This window comes from Agrobacterium sp. ST15.13.013 (genome assembly GCF_027956525.1).
GTDB classification, from domain to species: Bacteria; Pseudomonadota; Alphaproteobacteria; order Rhizobiales; family Rhizobiaceae; genus Agrobacterium; species Agrobacterium salinitolerans.
Window position 1 is genome coordinate 54,883 of record NZ_JAQKGP010000025.1, and the last position, 16,635, is coordinate 71,517.

Annotated in this window: 18 protein-coding genes and 1 pseudogene; 7 read left to right on the forward strand and 12 right to left on the reverse strand. The window is 56.9% G+C overall.

The window, feature by feature from the left end; translation table 11 throughout:
- The first annotated feature begins 87 nt into the window (after positions 1–87).
- Both PL597_RS21170 and PL597_RS21175 read left to right on the forward strand, forming a co-directional pair.
- Positions 88–330, forward strand: coding sequence for a hypothetical protein (locus PL597_RS21170; RefSeq protein ID WP_142843418.1), 243 nt, complete (start codon positions 88–90; stop codon positions 328–330).
- Positions 331–949: 619 nt separating this feature from the next.
- On the forward strand, positions 950–1,759 hold the full coding sequence (locus tag PL597_RS21175; protein WP_010900336.1) for a hypothetical protein: 810 nt from the start codon (positions 950–952) through the stop codon (positions 1,757–1,759).
- Between the two features lie 207 nt (positions 1,760–1,966).
- Here PL597_RS21175 and PL597_RS21180 read toward each other — a convergent pair whose 3' ends face one another.
- From PL597_RS21180 to PL597_RS21225, 10 genes are all read right to left on the reverse strand, one after another.
- Complete coding sequence (locus PL597_RS21180; protein WP_077768177.1) at positions 1,967–2,908, reverse strand: hypothetical protein; 942 nt, start codon at positions 2,906–2,908, stop codon at positions 1,967–1,969.
- 522 nt (positions 2,909–3,430) lie between these two features.
- The gene (locus tag PL597_RS21185; RefSeq protein ID WP_077768112.1) at positions 3,431–3,730 is read right to left on the reverse strand and encodes a hypothetical protein; all 300 of its coding nucleotides are present in this window, start codon (positions 3,728–3,730) and stop codon (positions 3,431–3,433) included.
- A 56-nt stretch (positions 3,731–3,786) separates the two neighbouring features.
- Positions 3,787–5,055, reverse strand: a complete 1,269-nt coding sequence (locus tag PL597_RS21190) for a YiiX/YebB-like N1pC/P60 family cysteine hydrolase (RefSeq protein ID WP_012476023.1) — start codon at positions 5,053–5,055, stop codon at positions 3,787–3,789.
- Positions 5,056–5,090: 35 nt separating this feature from the next.
- Positions 5,091–5,618 carry an RES family NAD+ phosphorylase gene (locus PL597_RS21195; RefSeq protein WP_077768113.1) on the reverse strand — a complete coding sequence of 176 codons (528 nt, stop codon included), beginning with the start codon at positions 5,616–5,618 and terminating at the stop codon, positions 5,091–5,093.
- Positions 5,615–6,004, reverse strand: coding sequence for a hypothetical protein (locus PL597_RS21200; protein ID WP_010900332.1), 390 nt, complete (start codon positions 6,002–6,004; stop codon positions 5,615–5,617). The genes PL597_RS21195 and PL597_RS21200 overlap by 4 nt, the downstream gene beginning before the upstream one ends.
- 136 nt (positions 6,005–6,140) lie before the next feature.
- On the reverse strand, positions 6,141–6,602 hold the full coding sequence (locus PL597_RS21205) for a hypothetical protein (RefSeq protein WP_142843417.1): 462 nt from the start codon (positions 6,600–6,602) through the stop codon (positions 6,141–6,143).
- Between the two features lie 144 nt (positions 6,603–6,746).
- Complete coding sequence (locus tag PL597_RS21210; protein WP_142843416.1) at positions 6,747–7,121, reverse strand: hypothetical protein; 375 nt, start codon at positions 7,119–7,121, stop codon at positions 6,747–6,749.
- Positions 7,122–7,163: 42 nt separating this feature from the next.
- A complete protein-coding gene (locus PL597_RS21215; protein WP_077768115.1) occupies positions 7,164–8,396 on the reverse strand; it encodes a hypothetical protein in 1,233 nt (410 codons plus the stop codon).
- Positions 8,397–8,449: 53 nt separating this feature from the next.
- The gene (locus PL597_RS21220; RefSeq protein WP_202048396.1) at positions 8,450–10,708 is read right to left on the reverse strand and encodes a S8 family peptidase; all 2,259 of its coding nucleotides are present in this window, start codon (positions 10,706–10,708) and stop codon (positions 8,450–8,452) included.
- A gap of 1 nt (position 10,709) precedes the next feature.
- On the reverse strand, positions 10,710–11,834 hold the full coding sequence (locus PL597_RS21225; RefSeq protein WP_010900329.1) for an AAA family ATPase: 1,125 nt from the start codon (positions 11,832–11,834) through the stop codon (positions 10,710–10,712).
- 116 nt (positions 11,835–11,950) lie between these two features.
- Between PL597_RS21225 and PL597_RS21230 the strand changes: the two genes are divergently transcribed.
- The 3 genes from PL597_RS21230 to PL597_RS21240 are packed head-to-tail and all read left to right on the forward strand — an operon-like array spanning position 11,951 to position 12,762.
- On the forward strand, positions 11,951–12,175 hold the full coding sequence (locus PL597_RS21230; protein WP_077768116.1) for a DUF2188 domain-containing protein: 225 nt from the start codon (positions 11,951–11,953) through the stop codon (positions 12,173–12,175).
- 51 nt (positions 12,176–12,226) lie between these two features.
- A complete protein-coding gene (locus PL597_RS21235; RefSeq protein ID WP_162854303.1) occupies positions 12,227–12,487 on the forward strand; it encodes a hypothetical protein in 261 nt (86 codons plus the stop codon).
- A 17-nt stretch (positions 12,488–12,504) separates the two neighbouring features.
- Entirely contained in the window at positions 12,505–12,762 is a 258-nt protein-coding gene (locus PL597_RS21240; RefSeq protein ID WP_077768118.1) for a hypothetical protein, read from the forward strand.
- Positions 12,763–12,880: 118 nt separating this feature from the next.
- On the opposite strand, the gene scpB is transcribed toward PL597_RS21240, so the two are convergent.
- Complete coding sequence (gene scpB, locus PL597_RS21245; RefSeq protein ID WP_077768119.1) at positions 12,881–13,576, reverse strand: SMC-Scp complex subunit ScpB; 696 nt, start codon at positions 13,574–13,576, stop codon at positions 12,881–12,883.
- A gap of 2 nt (positions 13,577–13,578) precedes the next feature.
- Positions 13,579–14,532, reverse strand: a complete 954-nt coding sequence (locus tag PL597_RS21250) for a DUF1403 family protein (protein ID WP_012476016.1) — start codon at positions 14,530–14,532, stop codon at positions 13,579–13,581.
- Positions 14,533–14,657: 125 nt separating this feature from the next.
- Between PL597_RS21250 and PL597_RS21255 the strand changes: the two genes are divergently transcribed.
- Positions 14,658–15,809: a site-specific integrase gene (locus PL597_RS21255; protein WP_012476015.1), complete on the forward strand. Its 1,152-nt coding sequence runs from the start codon at positions 14,658–14,660 to the stop codon at positions 15,807–15,809.
- A 101-nt stretch (positions 15,810–15,910) separates the two neighbouring features.
- Positions 15,911–16,635 (forward strand): annotated as a pseudogene (locus PL597_RS21260) (integrase); the annotation flags it as partial.

Below are 16,635 nucleotides of genomic sequence, written 5' to 3' on the forward strand. Positions count from 1 at the left end.
CAGCTGAAACTGACCTTCTCCCACGGCAAATCATTTTAGCACATTCAGATTGCATAGGGGGTGAAAGCTGTACAAGGAGACTGAACCATGAGCCTGAACGAAAAACCAGGTACTGCAAACAGCCGCTCGGATCTGGAGCCGGCTGGTGTCGACGGCACGCAATCGACAAGATTGCCAACCGCTTCAGAGATCGAGGGACCAACCGTTGCGCTACAAAGATCATTTTTTCAACAGTTGCTCTTGGACTTTGCCTACGGATGTGAATTTTTTTATCCACTACAGCAATATGAAGCTTTCACTTCGAAAGCAAAAGACGATGATGAGAACTGATGGCGGCCACTCGCCGAAGGAGTTCAAGGCGGCGACGCTTGAATCGGTTCTCGTTTACGAATGCGCCGCGCCTGACGCGGATTCAGATCAAATGTTCCAAAGCTACCCGCACCCCATTGCCAATGTCGAGAGATGACGACTTCCAACGACGCCTTGGCGCCTCAAAGCGGTATGGCTTGTCGTGATACAATAACCGACTGCAGAAATTGCCATGTCAATGCGGTGGGAGTGGGCGACTGACCGGGGGAAAGCCGTTTGGTACATACATCTACGTCTTAATCCGAAACAAAGTGCACTCGAATTTCCTGAAGTAATGAGAAGCCAACGTAGTTTTTTCGGTATGACATCCAACGGCAACGCGTCCGAAGGCAATGCTTTACATTTGTAACACGATTGACATTTAACCAACCTCGAAGGAACGCTAGAAGTTCCAGTACACCAAACGAGCTGAACTCAACGGTGGACAATCAGAACGATTGGGCGGCCGGCGGAAGATGCATGAGCAGACACGAAAGCCGGAACAAACTGCCCCGCTGGCCACTCCGCGAACAGCGATGCTTCCAGTCCTCCCCAAGATCAACATTCAACTCGCCCACGCACATCCAGGGAGTAATTCAGTATGTCGAATTTTTGCTTAAAGTCTGTGCAGGTAACAGCAATCGCATCGACTATAGCGCTCGTGCTGGCCGCGAATACCTTGGCACAAGAATCTTCCACCGCCTCTCCATGGCCGGACACACCAACCGCTCGGATCGAGGCGCTCGCAGTTCTCCAGACCTTGAATGCAAATCTCCTGGGAAATCCTAGCGCCACCTTGACGCTCGATCGCTGGTGTGCCGCGCACAAACTCGCCCCGGAAGACTCCAAGATCGTTGCCCAGCGCGTGCGCGTACAAGACACGCCCGCCGATAGCAGTATCCGAGAACTTCTTGCCGTGGGATCAGAGGAGCCTATCGCTTATCGCCGCGTTCGCCTGGTTTGCGGAAATCGCGTACTATCAGAAGCCGACAACTGGTATGTTCCGGCGAGACTGACAATGGAAATGAATAACGCGTTGAGCACCAGTGATATAGCGTTCGGCAGGGCCGTTCAGTCTCTTAACTTCACCCGCACCAACCTATCTTCCAATCTGCTTTGGTCTCCTCTACCAGAAGGCTGGGACATGGGAAATGAATTAACTGCGAACCGGAGAGGACCACTGGTCCTGCCACCGTTTCTTCTCGAACATCGTGCCGTGTTGAAGCTGCAGGACGGCACACCATTCAGTGCTGTGGTAGAAAAGTACACAAACAAAGTGTTGGATTTTCCGGCTCCGATAGCAATCCAAGGCTGGCTATTGGGACGCACGACCCGAGCGTCGGGCAGCACGCCCACGCGCTCCTGTTCTACATCTCCGGTCGAGCCTTGTCCTATGTCAATCTCACGATGAAAGCCCCTACTGCGGATTGCGGCTGGCGTTTTCCCCTTGGAAAAGCCGTTCCGGGTGCCAATCAATCCTCATTCCTCGGACCAGCACAGCTTGCAACGAGGCCGATGCCGATTGACTGCACCAAACACGAATGAAACCTGGAGCACAGCGGGGACAAGTCACCTTGTAATCCCTCCACTCACGCCAACACGGAACGGCTGCCGAGAGTTACCGTGACAATGCCGATCTGTCCCGATCGCGGGAGGATGAATCGAATTCGGCGCGCGTACGGGTGTAGGCATCACCGACGTTCTTGACGAAACTCTCGTGTGCCGTCAGAAGGCCGATAGCATTTGGCCCTCTCGTCACGACCGATCGACTATATCTTTCGATTATGTCAATCACCTCGTCGATAGGTTTCACCTCCGGTTCTTTCGCGTCTTGATACCTGCGGGGATGCGCCGCCATGTTTTTTTCAATCTCAAAGTCTGCGACAGCCCGGCGGAACAGGCGCAGCAGCTCCGGGCGATTGTTCCTCTCGTGTTGTACCCGAGTTTTTTGGTCGTCGTTTAAGTGCTTCTCGCCCTGGACCAATACGTCTGCGGCGGGGCATTTCTGACCCTGGTTCCAAGTAAGAGGGGGATCAAGCTGCAAGATTTCGATCGAACGTTCGATTAAGCGCGTCTTATTGACTTCCCCAAGATCGTCCAGATGCTTTATCACGCTCAGAATTGCGTCGCACTGATCAGGCTGAGGGAGGTTCAGGATGTTGGTTGTGAATCGTGCTTTTCCAGCCTCAGATTGAAACTTCAGAAGTGGTCCTACCGCCCGCGTTCTTGCCGTTTCAGATGGCCGGTTCACCTGCCAATCAGGCAATTGCTCCCCAGGGATGATTGTATCGAAGACTGCTTTTGCCGATGTACCAATCCTTTTCACGCGAGCGTGATAAATTCCGATAGGGCCTCGACGTAAAGCTTCGCGACCTGCGGAGCCAGTTCGCTCTAGATTTCCGAGATCTCGTGCGGTTTCGACCACATCCTGGGTTGGAACGTAGGTAGCAACTTTTGCAAGTACATCGGAAGGTAGGTTTCGGTTTGGTGACGCAGGATCACTCTTCACCCGAGCAGACTCAGATTCTCGGGGAGGTGTTCGTTGGCTGCTGGACGGCATGAGAAGCTCCATTTTTCTTCAATCACGCTAACCTTACTCAGATGAAAAGGGCGTCTCCACTGCTAATCTATTACTTTTGCAACACTTGAAATGCAGGTTGGCTGCATGAACGAGCGCCAACGCTAGCGCCCCTGCCAGCCCAGCGGATCAAATACAGCCACCCTCTTTTTCTCCAACTTTGCGAGGTGACGCTACTTGTCGCGATCTAAATGTCGCTGATGGTCGAGGGAATAGGCCCCTCCCGCCGGCGCAGAGATTGGCAATCTTACTGGACACGGCGCCATATCACGGCAATCGGCTTCTTCAAGTGCATTGCAGAAAAACGAATGCGCTGTTGACGGATCTGCTCATGAACACGGCAGGCGGGATTAAGGATCACAAACGCGCCACCTTCTCAACGATGCTAGTTAAAAGGCTCCGCATGTACGGCCACGATCGCGCGAGCTAGCCTTCATCAACACAGCCGGCGAGTCGGCGCATATATCCCGCTATTTTTCTTCGGCTATAGCCGGTCGATAGGTCTTAGGCTAACGTCGAATCAGCGGCAAGGTCCGCAAAACGTGACATCGCGCCCTCGATATCATCCCACGCAAGGGCATCTTTCCGATGTTTCACCTGCACATAGATACGGATGCCATCGAGTTGGATTTCTACATCTTCGTCGCTTTCGACAGCGATCTCCCGCGCAGCGATGGTTGCGGCTGACAACAAACATTGAACTGCATAGAGGTGCTGGAATAAGTAGCCGCGATGCACGGCTTCGATCCGACGCAGTTGCGCTGGGTCCAGAACACTGTTTCCTGAACGGCCTAACTCACCCAAAGCAGCGCATCCTCTTTTATCACAGCCTTCGTTTGCGGTCCCATTCTCTTTCCAAGTCAATGCAGGAACGGCATCAGGATGTTGCCCATACCGCGCCGTATCTCGATGCAGTCGCTGCACAGGCGCAGGGAGGGTACGCCCGGCATCGTCTGAGCGCCATTCGCAAGACGGTAGGACATGGCTGGCCGGTCGCCGCATGACGAGCAGACTTCCGAACTTCCTTCCGCCGTGACGACCATGCGCGACAACGCGGCCAGCTTCGGTTCGACGCGATCAACGACCGAATACCAATAGGCGCTGTGCGGCTCGATCTGCTCCAACTGTTTCTTCAGGTCGTCAGGATAGTGCTTCAACAGCCACGCACACGCGACCTCCCTGCGGATCTGATCGTTAAGCACAAGAGTTTCGTACAGGTCCACCAACAGCCGGAGGGATTGACCGCCGTGCTGGGTCTCTAGCATCTGCAACTGTATGAGGTTAATGGAAAACCGCACGCCTCCGCTGTAAGCCTCGCTCACTGTACCTATGCAGTATTCACGTATGTCGGCCATCTGCTCGGGCGCGGACATCGTTGCGATTAGGCTCTGGTCGTAGCGCCAAGGGTGAGCCGCTATTTCACCGCGCCACAGATCAAGGTAGCCGCTCTCGCGCAGAACCTCTGCAATCTCCGGATCAGCCTCAGGGCGAACCACGAGTAAAGCATGGAGTTCGTTTAGGCTCTCCAAGTCCGGAACGAACGTACGAGCGACGTCAAGAATGGCTTTGTGGGCCTGATGTGTATCTCGGATCGGGTTACGATTGGTTTCGAGCCAACGCCATTCTTCCTCGGACACGGCTTCGGTCTCTATCGGGATTTCCACCAGCAAGCGACTACGTCGTAAATCCTCCGGCGAGCAATAGTCTGCGTCCGGCACAAGATTGATGCCCGCGTTTCTGTAGACGCGGGCCACTAAACGAGAGCAATATTGCCGCTTCGATCTCGGCTTTCGGACAGCAGCGACCGACCGCATGGCCTCCGGCACAGAATAACGCGCACCGATCTCGGCCCGCGCGAAATCGATTACATTTGAAAGTACCTCGCGGGGGAGAGCTTCCTTCAGGCGGAAATGGAAAACCTGCTCGTCATCCTCGAACAACTCCCGCTGCAGGTTGCGCGCCTGTACCCCGTCCGCGGTGGAATCGATAAACGAACCATGCTGCACGCAGATCATCGCGTGTGAAACGATGCCCCCCGTGCTGAAGCGGATCGATTTGCTTATCTTTCCCGGTCGAGCTGTGAGGAGAATATCTCCAGGCTGAACACTTTTGATACTAATGCGCTTCATTCCCCTCCCCCGAAGCCGGCCGGCATCTATTGCTGCTAGTGCGGCCAGGACAATTGATCGCGCGGCAAACGATTGTCTGGATCGTGAACATGCACGTCATCATCTGGGATGAGATTGGCAGAAAAAATTACAAGATTAGTTCCGCCAGCGTGCCTTAGTGACGGAAAGAGCAGCCCCCGAAGGCCGGATGAAATGACTTTGTCTGCCAACTTCCAGGAGGGAGGGACCTTTTTGTCGATGCGAGCGATTTTTCGCCATGCACAATCCCATTGAGACCAAGCTGCATCCCAAAGAAGCGGATCGAAACCTTGCGACAGATCGGCTACTTCGCTGAGCGTGATCTTGTACGCTGCAAGCGTCGCCGGCGGTGTGATGCTCGCGCCCTGTCGATATTCTTCGAGCGCGGTTTGGGGGGCCTCGGAAAGATAGAGAGCCTCGACGCCGGGTCGATTGAAGCGACCGCCGTCAATAGCGGCCCCGGCGCCGCTGGTTGGAAGAAACGCCCATTTAGGTGTTAGATACCGATGAAAGACTGCGTTCGGGCCGATGCGGGTAATCTTCACCCGCGCGCTCCATTCTCCAGGTCCCGAATATAGGCAAGAACAGCCTCTATCTCACCATCGGCAACAAGCTCCGCGGCCGTGCGATGGCCATAATCGGCAATCGGTTCATTTCGATACCAGTAGATTGCCTTCGCAAGATCACCAGTCAGCTCGGCGGCCGCAGAGATCGCCTTGATCATTTCCCGCATCCTGCCCTGCAAGCGTTCGGAGGAGGGATTGCGCAGGGTATTGCGATGGACACCGGTCAATTCTGCAAGGTTTGCGACTTTGACGCCGAGCGCCTTTGACAAGCGAGACGGCGAAATATAGGGCGTCCGCGGTTCCTGAAGGCTATCAACAAAGCCGGAAACAACTGTGTATGAATGTACTGTCTGAGCCTGCGCCATGCCTAATCTCCGCTCAATCTTATGCACAATATATGCACATTTTGATGCACATCAAGGTTGGCTAGTAAAAAATCACGCCTGCTGCGTTCTTGAACGACATTCCACGTTCACGCCTCTGCCTATCAAGCGCCTGCGTCTACTCTTCATCGATGAGCGTTTTAGTAGTAGCCGGTATAGTCAGCACCAAGATCGAAAGCGCTGGCCAGTTCCTCGAGCACGACGAGAACGATGGAAAGCAGCATTTCGTACGCTCCGGGCTATCGAAGCCGTCGGTACTGCTCTTCCCACCATGAAAGAGGTTGTTACGGACGGTCTGGCAATAGCCGATAACCTGCCCAAGCTCACAAGTACTGGCGGGAAAACCCACAGCTCTAAACGCCAGCATTCCATCGTCGCCAATGATCTGCTTTTTCGGGTTAGCCGCGATCAACGCCACAGCGGCTTCGCTGCTTTTATAATCTCCTTCCCAGCGCTCTCGAAATTGTCTCCACCCAGCCTCCGCGGGCTGACCTGGCTCTGTTTTCTTTAGGTAACCGTTGGCCTTGAGCGCATATTCGAAACGCGCAAAAAAATAGAGAAAGTCAAAGGCGAGAGACACTAGGTCCTCCCCAACCTCGTCTCTTCGCATAATGCCCACCGTTCCTAGGAGATCCGTAATGCATGAAAGCCTGATACATTCAATGCGTCAGCATCGGGAGTAGCGACCTCCAAAACTATCAGGACAACGGCGGTCGCGCACCTGTCACCGAAGGAAAATTCCATCGATATAGATGTTGCGAGAAATCTTCTTCCGACCTGGATACATTCGCACGCCGCCGCGAGGATGAGCTCGAAGGAAGTCCGCAACATCGTCCAAGGTATTAAGGGGTAAGGGATCCACGTTTGATCCGAAATGATGACAGGCGTAGTAGCCGTCGGAGCCGCGTTCGACACGTCCGATGACCAGGCCGCCGACAATTCGCTCAACTCTCGTGACTGGCATCGTTACAGCTCCCCAAGGGCCGATCAACATAATCGCGAAATCGGTCTCCAGTTCCGAAGCAAGATGATAATCGAGATATTCTGTTACATCCGCGTTCGTAGAACATTTTACACCCCAGGCTGCGACTGAAATCAATATCTCACATTATCGCCGTGAAGGCGGCCGTCATTGATACATTTAGGCCATAATGAAACGCCGCAGCTTTCGGCGAAGAAGCGGTAGTGTCATTTGCTCATCAAATCGAATCTCGACAAGTTGGACGGCATTTTGTTCACAGAGACTTCTCTTTAAGGCGTCGCGTTCCATGTTACGTTTTAGCGCCACTTCTCCTCCAAATGCAGTAATGGCTCTGTAGTGCTGCTCACCATGGTGTTCCAGAGCAAGGCCGATGGCGGGCAGATACACGTCAAATCGTTGGCGCCCCAGCCATGGGGGCGACGCCTCCCTCAGGATAACTTGGTCGGGAAATAGCTTTTTCACCAGACTGTACATTTCTGCCTCCCTCATCCATCGGCGAACACCAAGAGTGTACTGGACTTCGGAACGCGCAGTGGACTTGTCCATTCCAGACATCAACATCAGCTGATCGATATACGGCGTGATAAATTCCCCAATATCATCACCGTAGAAGCTGGCAGCAGCCTCCGGTCCCGAGCGACGGGCGATACACAGGTGGCATATTTCGTCGATGTAGGTCGCATCCGACAACAATCGAACAACCTGATGGGTCCATGCGCCTGAATGAGATGCAATCCTTATAGCCTCTGACATCATCTTTTCATGAGCTAGGCGAGCGCATGAACAGAAACAACGCTTCCCGGTAACTAAATGATCGAATGCAACAAACTCAAAGCCCTCGATCCCAAACTCATAGCCTTGCGTACGCGGACCAGGTCGAGGGTTCGCGACCAGCGGCTGCTCAAGGCAAATCGCCTCCATCATTTTCTTGGTTTCAAGAAACGTGCTGGGCGGAATCGTCACGTGGTTCAAACGCAGGATGTGATTGGTTTGCGTTTTTAGCTGCTTCGACCAAAGTCGGTGTGTGATCAGCCCTGCAGGGCCACAATTTATGGGACTTAGGTGCAAACCCTGTGTGTCAATCTCAACGCCGTCAACCATGTTCTCTCTGGTTGTGGAAAAGGCCAGTTCGGCATACCAGGTGTCGTACCCGATGTCCGCAAGCCGCGCTAAGGATGCACAGCGCTCCTTGAAATACATCGAGTGAAGCTTCACCGAGGGGATCTTCCGGAGCGCCAAAGCTGTTTGCTGCCGAAGATTTTCGACGAGAATTTGTGTGAGCAGTTGTTCAACGGCATCCACCGGCCTCGTGCCCACGGTAGCGACCCTGGGTGCCAACGCTTCGGCAAATTCCTTCTCGGAAAAACCGATGGAAATGCGGCTACGCCTCACGCATCTGCCTCGCTTGCAAGGGCCCAATCGCAAATCCGGAGGACACCGACCAGCTAGATCTCATTCGAGACCTCGATGTCTTGGTTCAAGACGGCGCTTTCAACGAAGTTTCCGAGCGCACGAGCTGTTGAATCATAAATCGACTTCTCTCCGTCCGCGCTTGAAAGGGTGAGCACGAACGCAACTTCTTGCGCGCCCGCTTGGCTGTGATGCGTCCACCCAAATTGGTAGAGGTCACGCATGAACACGCGGGCGTAAAGCCGCAGGTATGGTCCGGAAAAGCCAAGTCCGCTCCCTTTTGAAAAGTCTCTGCAGTGCCGTCTGATAGGCTGCCATTTGCGAAGTTCATCGCGAGCGTCGTTTTCCGGAAGCGTCGACTCTTTCATTGAGCCAAGTAGCGACGGCCACCTATCCGCTCCCGACTGATACGCCAGAGATGTCTCCAAGCGGGAAGCGAAGTAGTTAGCGCCGCCAAACGGCGACACGAGAGGCCGCAAAACAGCGGTCAAGCTGGCGCGTCCGAACAATTTTCCGTCACGCACCAGCTCGGGAGGGATGGGAATATCGTTCCAGTAGTATGCGGTTCCTGGCTCGAGTTGTGCCCGCCACGCAAGCGTGACACTGCCGGGCGCGCAGGTCCAAGGGAGGTGCCCTTGATACGGGGTTCCCCAACCGAGGTTGGGATCGTGCTCACTTCGCTCGGCTGAATTGATGAGGAGAGCCTTAACCAGATCCGGCGTTGGTTCCCGTAAGCTATCGAAGGTGTGGGCTGCCAAAGACGATACCAACGGCGTTGCGTAACTGCTTCCCGTATCCACGACCCCACCCAGCATCCTGAGATTCGAAAACCACGACAGGTCCGGTTTCATCATCCCGTCAGGACCGGGACCTGGCAGGCATGCGGGGCAACTGTCACCCGGCGTACCGTCAGCAAGCGCCTGACGGCCCCCCACGACAATCGCCGCCTCGCAATCTGCTGGGGGATTAGGTCTTGAATTGTTATCTGGGGTGACATTTCCGACAGAGATGACGGGGAGGAAGCCCGCCGATCTCGCGAGAAGGCTGATTTCATGGCCGAGAACGCTGACCTCGGTGGGATCCAAACCGGCGCCGTCCTGATTGGCAGAGATGTTCCAGACGCGCGCTTCTGGATAAAGACGCGCAACCTCCGCCAGATAGTCGACCAACTCCCGCTCATCAAAGCGCCGATTGGCGTTCCGATGGGGGACGGCCTGAACAGTTCCGATACGGCAGTTTAGTTGAGGCAGCGAGCGATTTTTGTTCCAGGCGTGCCCATGGATAACGAGGGAGCTAACGCTATTTCCGTGAGGCTTGTCGGCTTGGGCGTTCGTGACGAAAGGTGTCGCCCTGAAAGCTTCAGCTGCGGTGTAGCTTCGCGCATGCAGACCGCCATCGACGACGGCAACGATTGGAGCATTCTCATCGATTACTGGTGCAGGAGGCTCCGCTCCTTCGCCAGGTGCTGCCACTCTGATCGGCCGCACAGGATCAATGCGATAAGAAGCGCCTGACGCAATGAGCTGTCTCAACCCTTCTTTATTCGGAATTCGAACTGCAGCGCGTCCGACGCCGGTGTTTCGATAATCTCGCATTGCCCTTGCAATGCTGGATTGTCGTGGTGTCGTGAGAGAACGCGGTTCTTCCGATTCCTCAGATGTTCCGAGCGTGAGCCGCACGCTGGTAAATGTCGGCATGACCAGCCTCTCATTGGCAAAGCGCTGGATACGCTCGAGGACTTCGGCCTTGGCATCTCGATCGCGGAACGGCGCAAGCCAAACAACGAACAAGCGTCCGTCATCATCTTCCGGTGCGGAATTCCAGAGCTCATTGAACGATCGACCGCGCAGACGACTTTTCGCATCAAATTGTCCGAGAGACGAAACACGGGATATGTCGGCTTGCACCGCATAGCCGATTGGATGTTCGATTGCGCGAAGGAGGCGAGGCAATTCTTTGACTTCAGCCTCGATCAAATAGCCGCCAGGAAGAGGAGCAACTAGCCTGCATCCATGACGCTGCGAGAACAAGTCATCGGGGGTGTGCGTTGGAGCAAGGGAATCCTCACTGAACATCCGAACGACTAGGTGCGTCAAACCCGAGTATGTGGGCAACTCTGTACGGTGTTCATAAATGTCGCGTGTTTCGCTCGCGAGCACGTCCTGCTGCCGGCCGAGCCGCTCCTTGACGATGCTGTCGATGCCTTTGCCACGCCCCGTCGGACTCCGCAGCGCCGGATCCATCTGAAGGCTCAGAACGGGATAGAGAAGAGGTTGGTCTCTAGGCTCCACCATACTACACCTCCCCTTCCTGTTGCTTCAGGTAAGCGTAAATGGCTTGCCGCGACACTCCGAGAATGCGGGCGGTATCCGCGCCCCCAATGGCGTACTTCTCCTTGAGGGCTATTGCAACCTGGCGTTTCTGCTCCGCATCCAATGGCTGCCGCTGTACAGGGACAGTACGGCCTGACCGCGGCTCCAGCAGAGCCACAACGACGGCTCCAAAATCAATATCACGCGACTCATGAACGGCATGACGCCGCGCCGACAGACTCATCGTTTCGATATCGGCCCCCGACAACCCTTCGGACACGACGGCGAATAGCTCGGCGCGCCTCTCCTCATCTTTGTCCTCGAAGAGAAAATGGCGCCAAAGGTCAGCGCGAACGCTTTCATCCGGAAGACCGAGTTCAATTTTATAAGGAAACCGCCTCCATATTGCAGGATCAAGAAGATGCGCATGATTGGTTGCAGCAACCACGATCGAGCTCGGGTCTAGCCCGTCCAACGCTTGAATGACGGTATTGACAACGCGTTTGAGCTCGCCCAACTCGTGACGATCGTCACGCAGCTTTGCGACTGCATCCATCTCATCGAGAAAAAGAACGGCGTTTCGCGCCGGCACGAAATCAAACACCGAGCGGATATTTTTGGCGGTGTCCCCGAGCAAAGAGGAGATGACCGAGTCGAGCCGGACGACATATAGCGGACGAGACAGTTGCGCAGCGATATGGCCGGCAAGGAGAGACTTGCCTGTTCCTGGCGGGCCAGAGAGCAGAAGCCCAAGACGTGAGGCCAATCCTTTGGCGCTCAAGTCATCAATGCGCCGAGCATCCGCGATGAAATCGCTGAACACATGCCACCCGCCTTCGTTGAGAAAAATAGGCGTATCGGGCCAGGTCTGCTCCTCGACAAGCGGCAAGCGGGATTTCGAGTCCACGGGCAGCGATTCCACGTAGCCAGACGCCTTCAAAGGCACCCCCCTCTTGCGCACCAGGGCCTTCAGCTCCTTGGCAATGGAAGTCTCACCATTCTTGTCGAGATCTCGCGCAAGCGCATTCGCAGCTCTGCGTACGCGCGTGTAGTCAGCGGAAAGTGCCGCGTCGGCCAACTCCAGCACATTTTTCATCTCAATGGTCATGATCACTCCATGCGTAAAAATTCGTCATCCATTCGTAAACCACAATAGCCATATTGACAATTAAATTTTCCTTAATGTAAACTCTTACGGCACTCAAGAAAAAAGATTCTGATGCAATGACAAGGAAGAATCAGCATGTGGTTCCCCATAACGGCGAATGGGCCGTGCGGGGCGCTGGAAATCAGCGAGTGACCTCCACCCATGGAACGCAGGCCGACGCGGCTGCCGCTGCTCGCAAAATTGCGATCAACCAGCAGAGCGAAGTCGTCATCCACCGTCCCAACGGACAAATCCGGGACAAGGATTCCTACGGTCGCGACCCGTTCCCGCCGCGTGGCTAAAACCTGAGGCCGCCTGGAGTGAGGCGGCCTCTTCATCAAAGGAGAGAAGAAATGCAGTTTGAAGGCGCATTAGTTCGCGAGCAGGGCGTCACCTTCGCCATAGTCATCGTCAAGCCGCACGTTTTGAACAGCGGCCATCAGGCCGACGACGTTGCATATAGCTTCCAGCCAGCATTCCCGGGCGTGCCGATTGTTCTCATGGCACAAAACAGCAGGGGCGTACCGACATATCGTGGCCGACGTGATCTTGTTAATTTTCTGTCGCGGGTGCCAATGCAGGCGATACCCTGGAAGCGCTACACCCTGAACTGATCGGGAAGACTAGATAGATGCTAAAGACAGATACCCGCCAAGCGAATTGGCGGCGTGCTAATCCTGCAAAATATGAGGCTCACCTCTTGGTGCAGCGTGCCGTGAAGGCGGGCGAGCTGAGAAAGAACACGTGTGAGGTCTGTGGTGATGAAGACGTCGATGCTCATCACGATCAATACGACGAGCCATTGAACGTCCGATGGCTATGCCGTCGCCATCACACCAGGCTTCACCACTACGGCGGGGACCTGTTTCCCATTCGGACTTCGCCTTAGAAGGTCTCTCGGACGGACCATTGGAAGACAGCACGGTTGTCCAAGACGAAATTCTGCAGTTTGCTCCCGTCACAGCGCCTTCGTCCGGGTCGCAAATGCAGAAGTACGCTGCCCTCATTCATTCAATGAACATTGCCTCCCCTTCAGTTGGATCGAAGGCGACATCATCTTGAACGGCACGTCTGCTCAGCAAGCCGGCGTCCTCGAGCGCTTCGATATTGGGAAGGTCACGCAACGTCTCCATACCAAAGACCGAAAGAAAGTGTGAGGTCGTTATGTAAGTATAGGGCGCGCCTGGCGTCGGACTGCGTGGCCCGGAGCCGATAAAACCCGCCCCGCGCAGATTACCAACGACGTCACGGCTGACCTCCTTCCCAAAGATCTTTGACAGCTCGCCGCGGGTAATCGGCTGTAAATATCCCACCGCCATCAGCACCATCGCCTCGAACTCGGAGAGTGCCGCCGCCCCTCCCCTTGTCGGGGCCGAAGACGCGCGAATCGTCTCGGCAAACCGCGGCCGGGTGCGATGCTGCCAGCCGCCGGCGACCGACACCAGCTCGTAAGGCCGATCCCGCAACTCCTCGACGAGATCGTCGATCAACAGATCAATGCTACAATCCTTTCCCACCACACGCGCCAGCGTCTCGCGGCTGACCGGCTCAGCCGAGGCAAAGATCACCGCCTCAATCCGCAGCATCCATTCCCGCCAACGAAGTTCTTGCGGTAAGTCCTCGAGCTCGCGATCATACAGGACATCTTGCTGTCGGTCTTTTGCCCGACGCAGTGTGGTTTTTGTCGCGCTCGCTCCCCTCATCATCATAATCCAAAGATGCGGAAGGAGGAGCGGCCGGACAGCTCGCGCACCGCTTCAAAACTCTCGAGCCGATCGAACAGCCGGTTCGCTGCCCAGCGCGACAGCTCGCTTCCTGGGACCGACGCCAGAATAGCGTCGTCGGACAGCAAACGCCGGATCACCGGCTCGGCGCCCCTGGTACGGAGCTTTGGTGCCACAGCCAGCAACCGCGCTGCCCTTCGATCGATCTCCACGGCAGATCGCAGCGCCGCCGCCACACCATCCATCAAAGCCAGGCAGATCGCCCTCGGATAAGCCGCTTCGCCAGACCGGACGCGACCACGGCCGCCGATGGTGCGGAACGCCTCGCCAAACCGCTCGGGGATTAGCAGCGGTACGGGTTTCGGCCAGTTCAGCATTAGCGCCAGAACGATCTCGGCGAGCCCAAGCGACAGCACCTCGGTGTCCGGGCGAATGGTCGTAATCGCCGATACAAGCTCGGCAACTGCGAGGGGTGCCGCGCGCCCGGACTGGATCGCCGTATCGACAAAATCCGGGACGGAGACAAGAGCATCCTCCCAGCCAATCCCCAGCAGCGCGCAGAGCTCCTTAACGAATGGCGTGGCAATCGTCCCGGATTGGCGCGTCAGCATTCGTATGGCAAGAAACAGCTTTCCGGCCGGCCCGGGATCGTTGCCGGGCGCGGTGAGCAAAATCGCGTCGCGAATGGCGGTTTCCTCTTCATTGCGGCCAAGCATTCTGGCGGCGACGGCAGCTGATTTGAGAGCAAGGCGATCGCGCCAGCAGCCGAGCCACGGCGGATCGGCGCGGATCAGATCATCGAGCGATTTCAGGGCGATACCGGCGGCGAAGGCGGCGTCGGATTCAGTGATGTCGCGACCACGCGGCAGTGCCCATCCCGGCATGCGGGGCGACCAGGCGGGGGCGGTTGGAGCGGAGGGGTCGAACGAATCCATGCGACGGAGTGTAGATTAGGTGAGCGGTTTAGTCCAGCATTATCCGCCTAAACCGCACCGCTTGTCGCGGATATATAACGTCCGATAATCTTGCATTATCGGACGTTTTGCTCTTTATATAAAGAATGGCCCATATCATCGAGCAAAACGACGAAAATCACGCCACAGAGACCTCCTCTCCGTCTGAGAGCACGACCGCTCGCGACGCTATTGCCGCGCCGCAGATGGCGGTCGGCATCTCGACGGCCAGCGCTGGCCTCCCCTCCCCTCTTCCGGAGGCGCGGACCTTGCCGGCGCACCTCGAGCAGCTCGCCGAACGCGCCCGTACCTATGTCGAGGCGGCGAGCGCCGCCAACACCCGCAAGGCCTACGCCTCCGACTGGAAGCACTTTTCCGCTTGGTGCCGCCGCCAGGGTCTCGCGCCCCTACCGCCCGATCCGCACACCGTCGGCCTGTACATTACGGCGCTCGCGTCCGGCACTGCTGCGGCCGATCGCAAGCCCAGCTCCGTCACGACGATCGAGCGCCGCCTTTCGGCGCTGACCTGGAGCTACGCCCAGCGCGGCACGCCGCTCGACCGCAAGGACCGTCATATCGCCACCGTAATGGCTGGCATTTGCAACACGCACGCCGCCCCGCCGCGGCAGAAGGAAGCCCTCCTGCCCGAAGACCTGATCGGCATGCTGGAAACGCTCGACAGGGGAACCCTGCGCGGCCTGCGCGATCGCGCCATGCTGCTGATCGGCTTTGCCGGCGGTCTGCGCCGTTCCGAGATCGTTGGGCTCGATATCGGCCGCGACCAGAGCGAGGACGCGCGCGGCTGGATCGAGATCCTCGAGAAGGGCCTGCTCGTCACCCTGCGCGGCAAGACCGGATGGCGGGAGGTGGAAGTCGGCCGCGGCTCGTCCGATGCGACCTGTCCGGTTCTCGCTATCGAAACCTGGATCAAGTTCGCCCGGATTGCCAAGGGTCCGCTGTTCCGCCGCGTCCGCGGCCAGGGCAAGGATGTCGGACCGGACCGGCTGAACGATCGCGAGGTCGCCCGTCTCGTCAAAAAGGCGGCACTGGCCGCCGGCGTCAGGGGCGACCTCAACGAGGCCGAACGCGCGGCAAAATTCTCCGGTCACTCGCTGCGCGCCGGTCTGGCCTCCTCCGCGGAGGTCGACGAGCGCTATGTCCAGAAGCAGCTCGGCCATGCCAGTGCGGAAATGACGCGGAAATACCAGCGCCGGCGTGACCGCTTTCGCGTCAATCTCACCAAAGCCACAGGGCTTTGAGGCCCCTCCCCTGCTCACTATGAACTCGTTGGGGCAAATTGCGTGTCGGATTTTTAGCTTTCCGCTTCAATTGAAATTGTTAGCTAAAAGCCACACAGCGCATGGGCGACAATACGCTCCGGGCGCTGACCTCCGATCTCGCCTATTTCGAAGCCTGGGGTCTGGCGGCCTCCGGAAAATCTCTACCCTGGCCGGCGCCCGAAGCGCTGCTCCTGAAATTCGTCACCCATCACCTGTGGGATCCGGAGAAACGTACTGCCGATTCAGATCACGGCATCCCGGCAGACGTGGCCGAAAACCTCCGGCACCAGGGATTCCTCAAGTCCGCCGGCCCACATGCGCCGGCGACCGTGCTCCGTCGGCTGGCGAACTGGTCGACACTGACCAGATGGCGCGGGCTTACCGACGCCTTCGGCTCCCCTGCCCTCGAATCCGCCGTTCGTCTGGATGTGCGCGCCGTCCTGCGGCAACGCCGCCGCAAAAGCGCAAAGGCGGTCACCGGCGACGTGCTGGCCAAGCTGTTGGTGACGTGCGCGACCGAAAGCCCGCGTGATCTCCGCGACCGGGCGATCCTGATGGTCGCCTTTGCCTCCGGCGGCCGCCGGCGCAGCGAGATCGCAGGCCTTCGCCTGGAACAACTGACCGTGGAAGCTCCGATCGAGACCGAAGGCGGCACTCCCCTCCCCTCTCTCGCCATTCATCTTGGCCGTACCAAAACGACGTCAGGCGAGGAGGACGAGTCGTCTATCTCACCGGCCGGCCTGTCGAGGCGTTGAATGCCTGGCTGGCGGCGGGGGAAGATCGACAAGGGCAGCGTGTTTCGGGG

Bases quoted from the DNA above. Each gene is read 5' to 3' on its own strand.
- PL597_RS21170 (WP_142843418.1), top strand. From the start codon at position 88: ATGAGCCTGAACGAAAAACCAGGTACTGCAAACAGCCGCTCGGATCTG.
- PL597_RS21175 (WP_010900336.1), top strand. From the start codon at position 950: ATGTCGAATTTTTGCTTAAAGTCTGTGCAGGTAACAGCAATCGCATCG.
- PL597_RS21180 (WP_077768177.1), bottom strand. From the start codon at position 2,908: ATGCCGTCCAGCAGCCAACGAACACCTCCCCGAGAATCTGAGTCTGCT.
- PL597_RS21190 (WP_012476023.1), bottom strand. From the start codon at position 5,055: ATGAAGCGCATTAGTATCAAAAGTGTTCAGCCTGGAGATATTCTCCTC.
- PL597_RS21200 (WP_010900332.1), bottom strand. From the start codon at position 6,004: ATGGCGCAGGCTCAGACAGTACATTCATACACAGTTGTTTCCGGCTTT.
- PL597_RS21220 (WP_202048396.1), bottom strand. From the start codon at position 10,708: ATGGTGGAGCCTAGAGACCAACCTCTTCTCTATCCCGTTCTGAGCCTT.
- PL597_RS21225 (WP_010900329.1), bottom strand. From the start codon at position 11,834: ATGACCATTGAGATGAAAAATGTGCTGGAGTTGGCCGACGCGGCACTT.
- PL597_RS21230 (WP_077768116.1), top strand. From the start codon at position 11,951: ATGACAAGGAAGAATCAGCATGTGGTTCCCCATAACGGCGAATGGGCC.
- PL597_RS21235 (WP_162854303.1), top strand. From the start codon at position 12,227: ATGCAGTTTGAAGGCGCATTAGTTCGCGAGCAGGGCGTCACCTTCGCC.
- PL597_RS21240 (WP_077768118.1), top strand. From the start codon at position 12,505: ATGCTAAAGACAGATACCCGCCAAGCGAATTGGCGGCGTGCTAATCCT.
- scpB (WP_077768119.1), bottom strand. From the start codon at position 13,576: ATGAGGGGAGCGAGCGCGACAAAAACCACACTGCGTCGGGCAAAAGAC.
- PL597_RS21250 (WP_012476016.1), bottom strand. From the start codon at position 14,532: ATGGATTCGTTCGACCCCTCCGCTCCAACCGCCCCCGCCTGGTCGCCC.
- PL597_RS21255 (WP_012476015.1), top strand. From the start codon at position 14,658: ATGGCCCATATCATCGAGCAAAACGACGAAAATCACGCCACAGAGACC.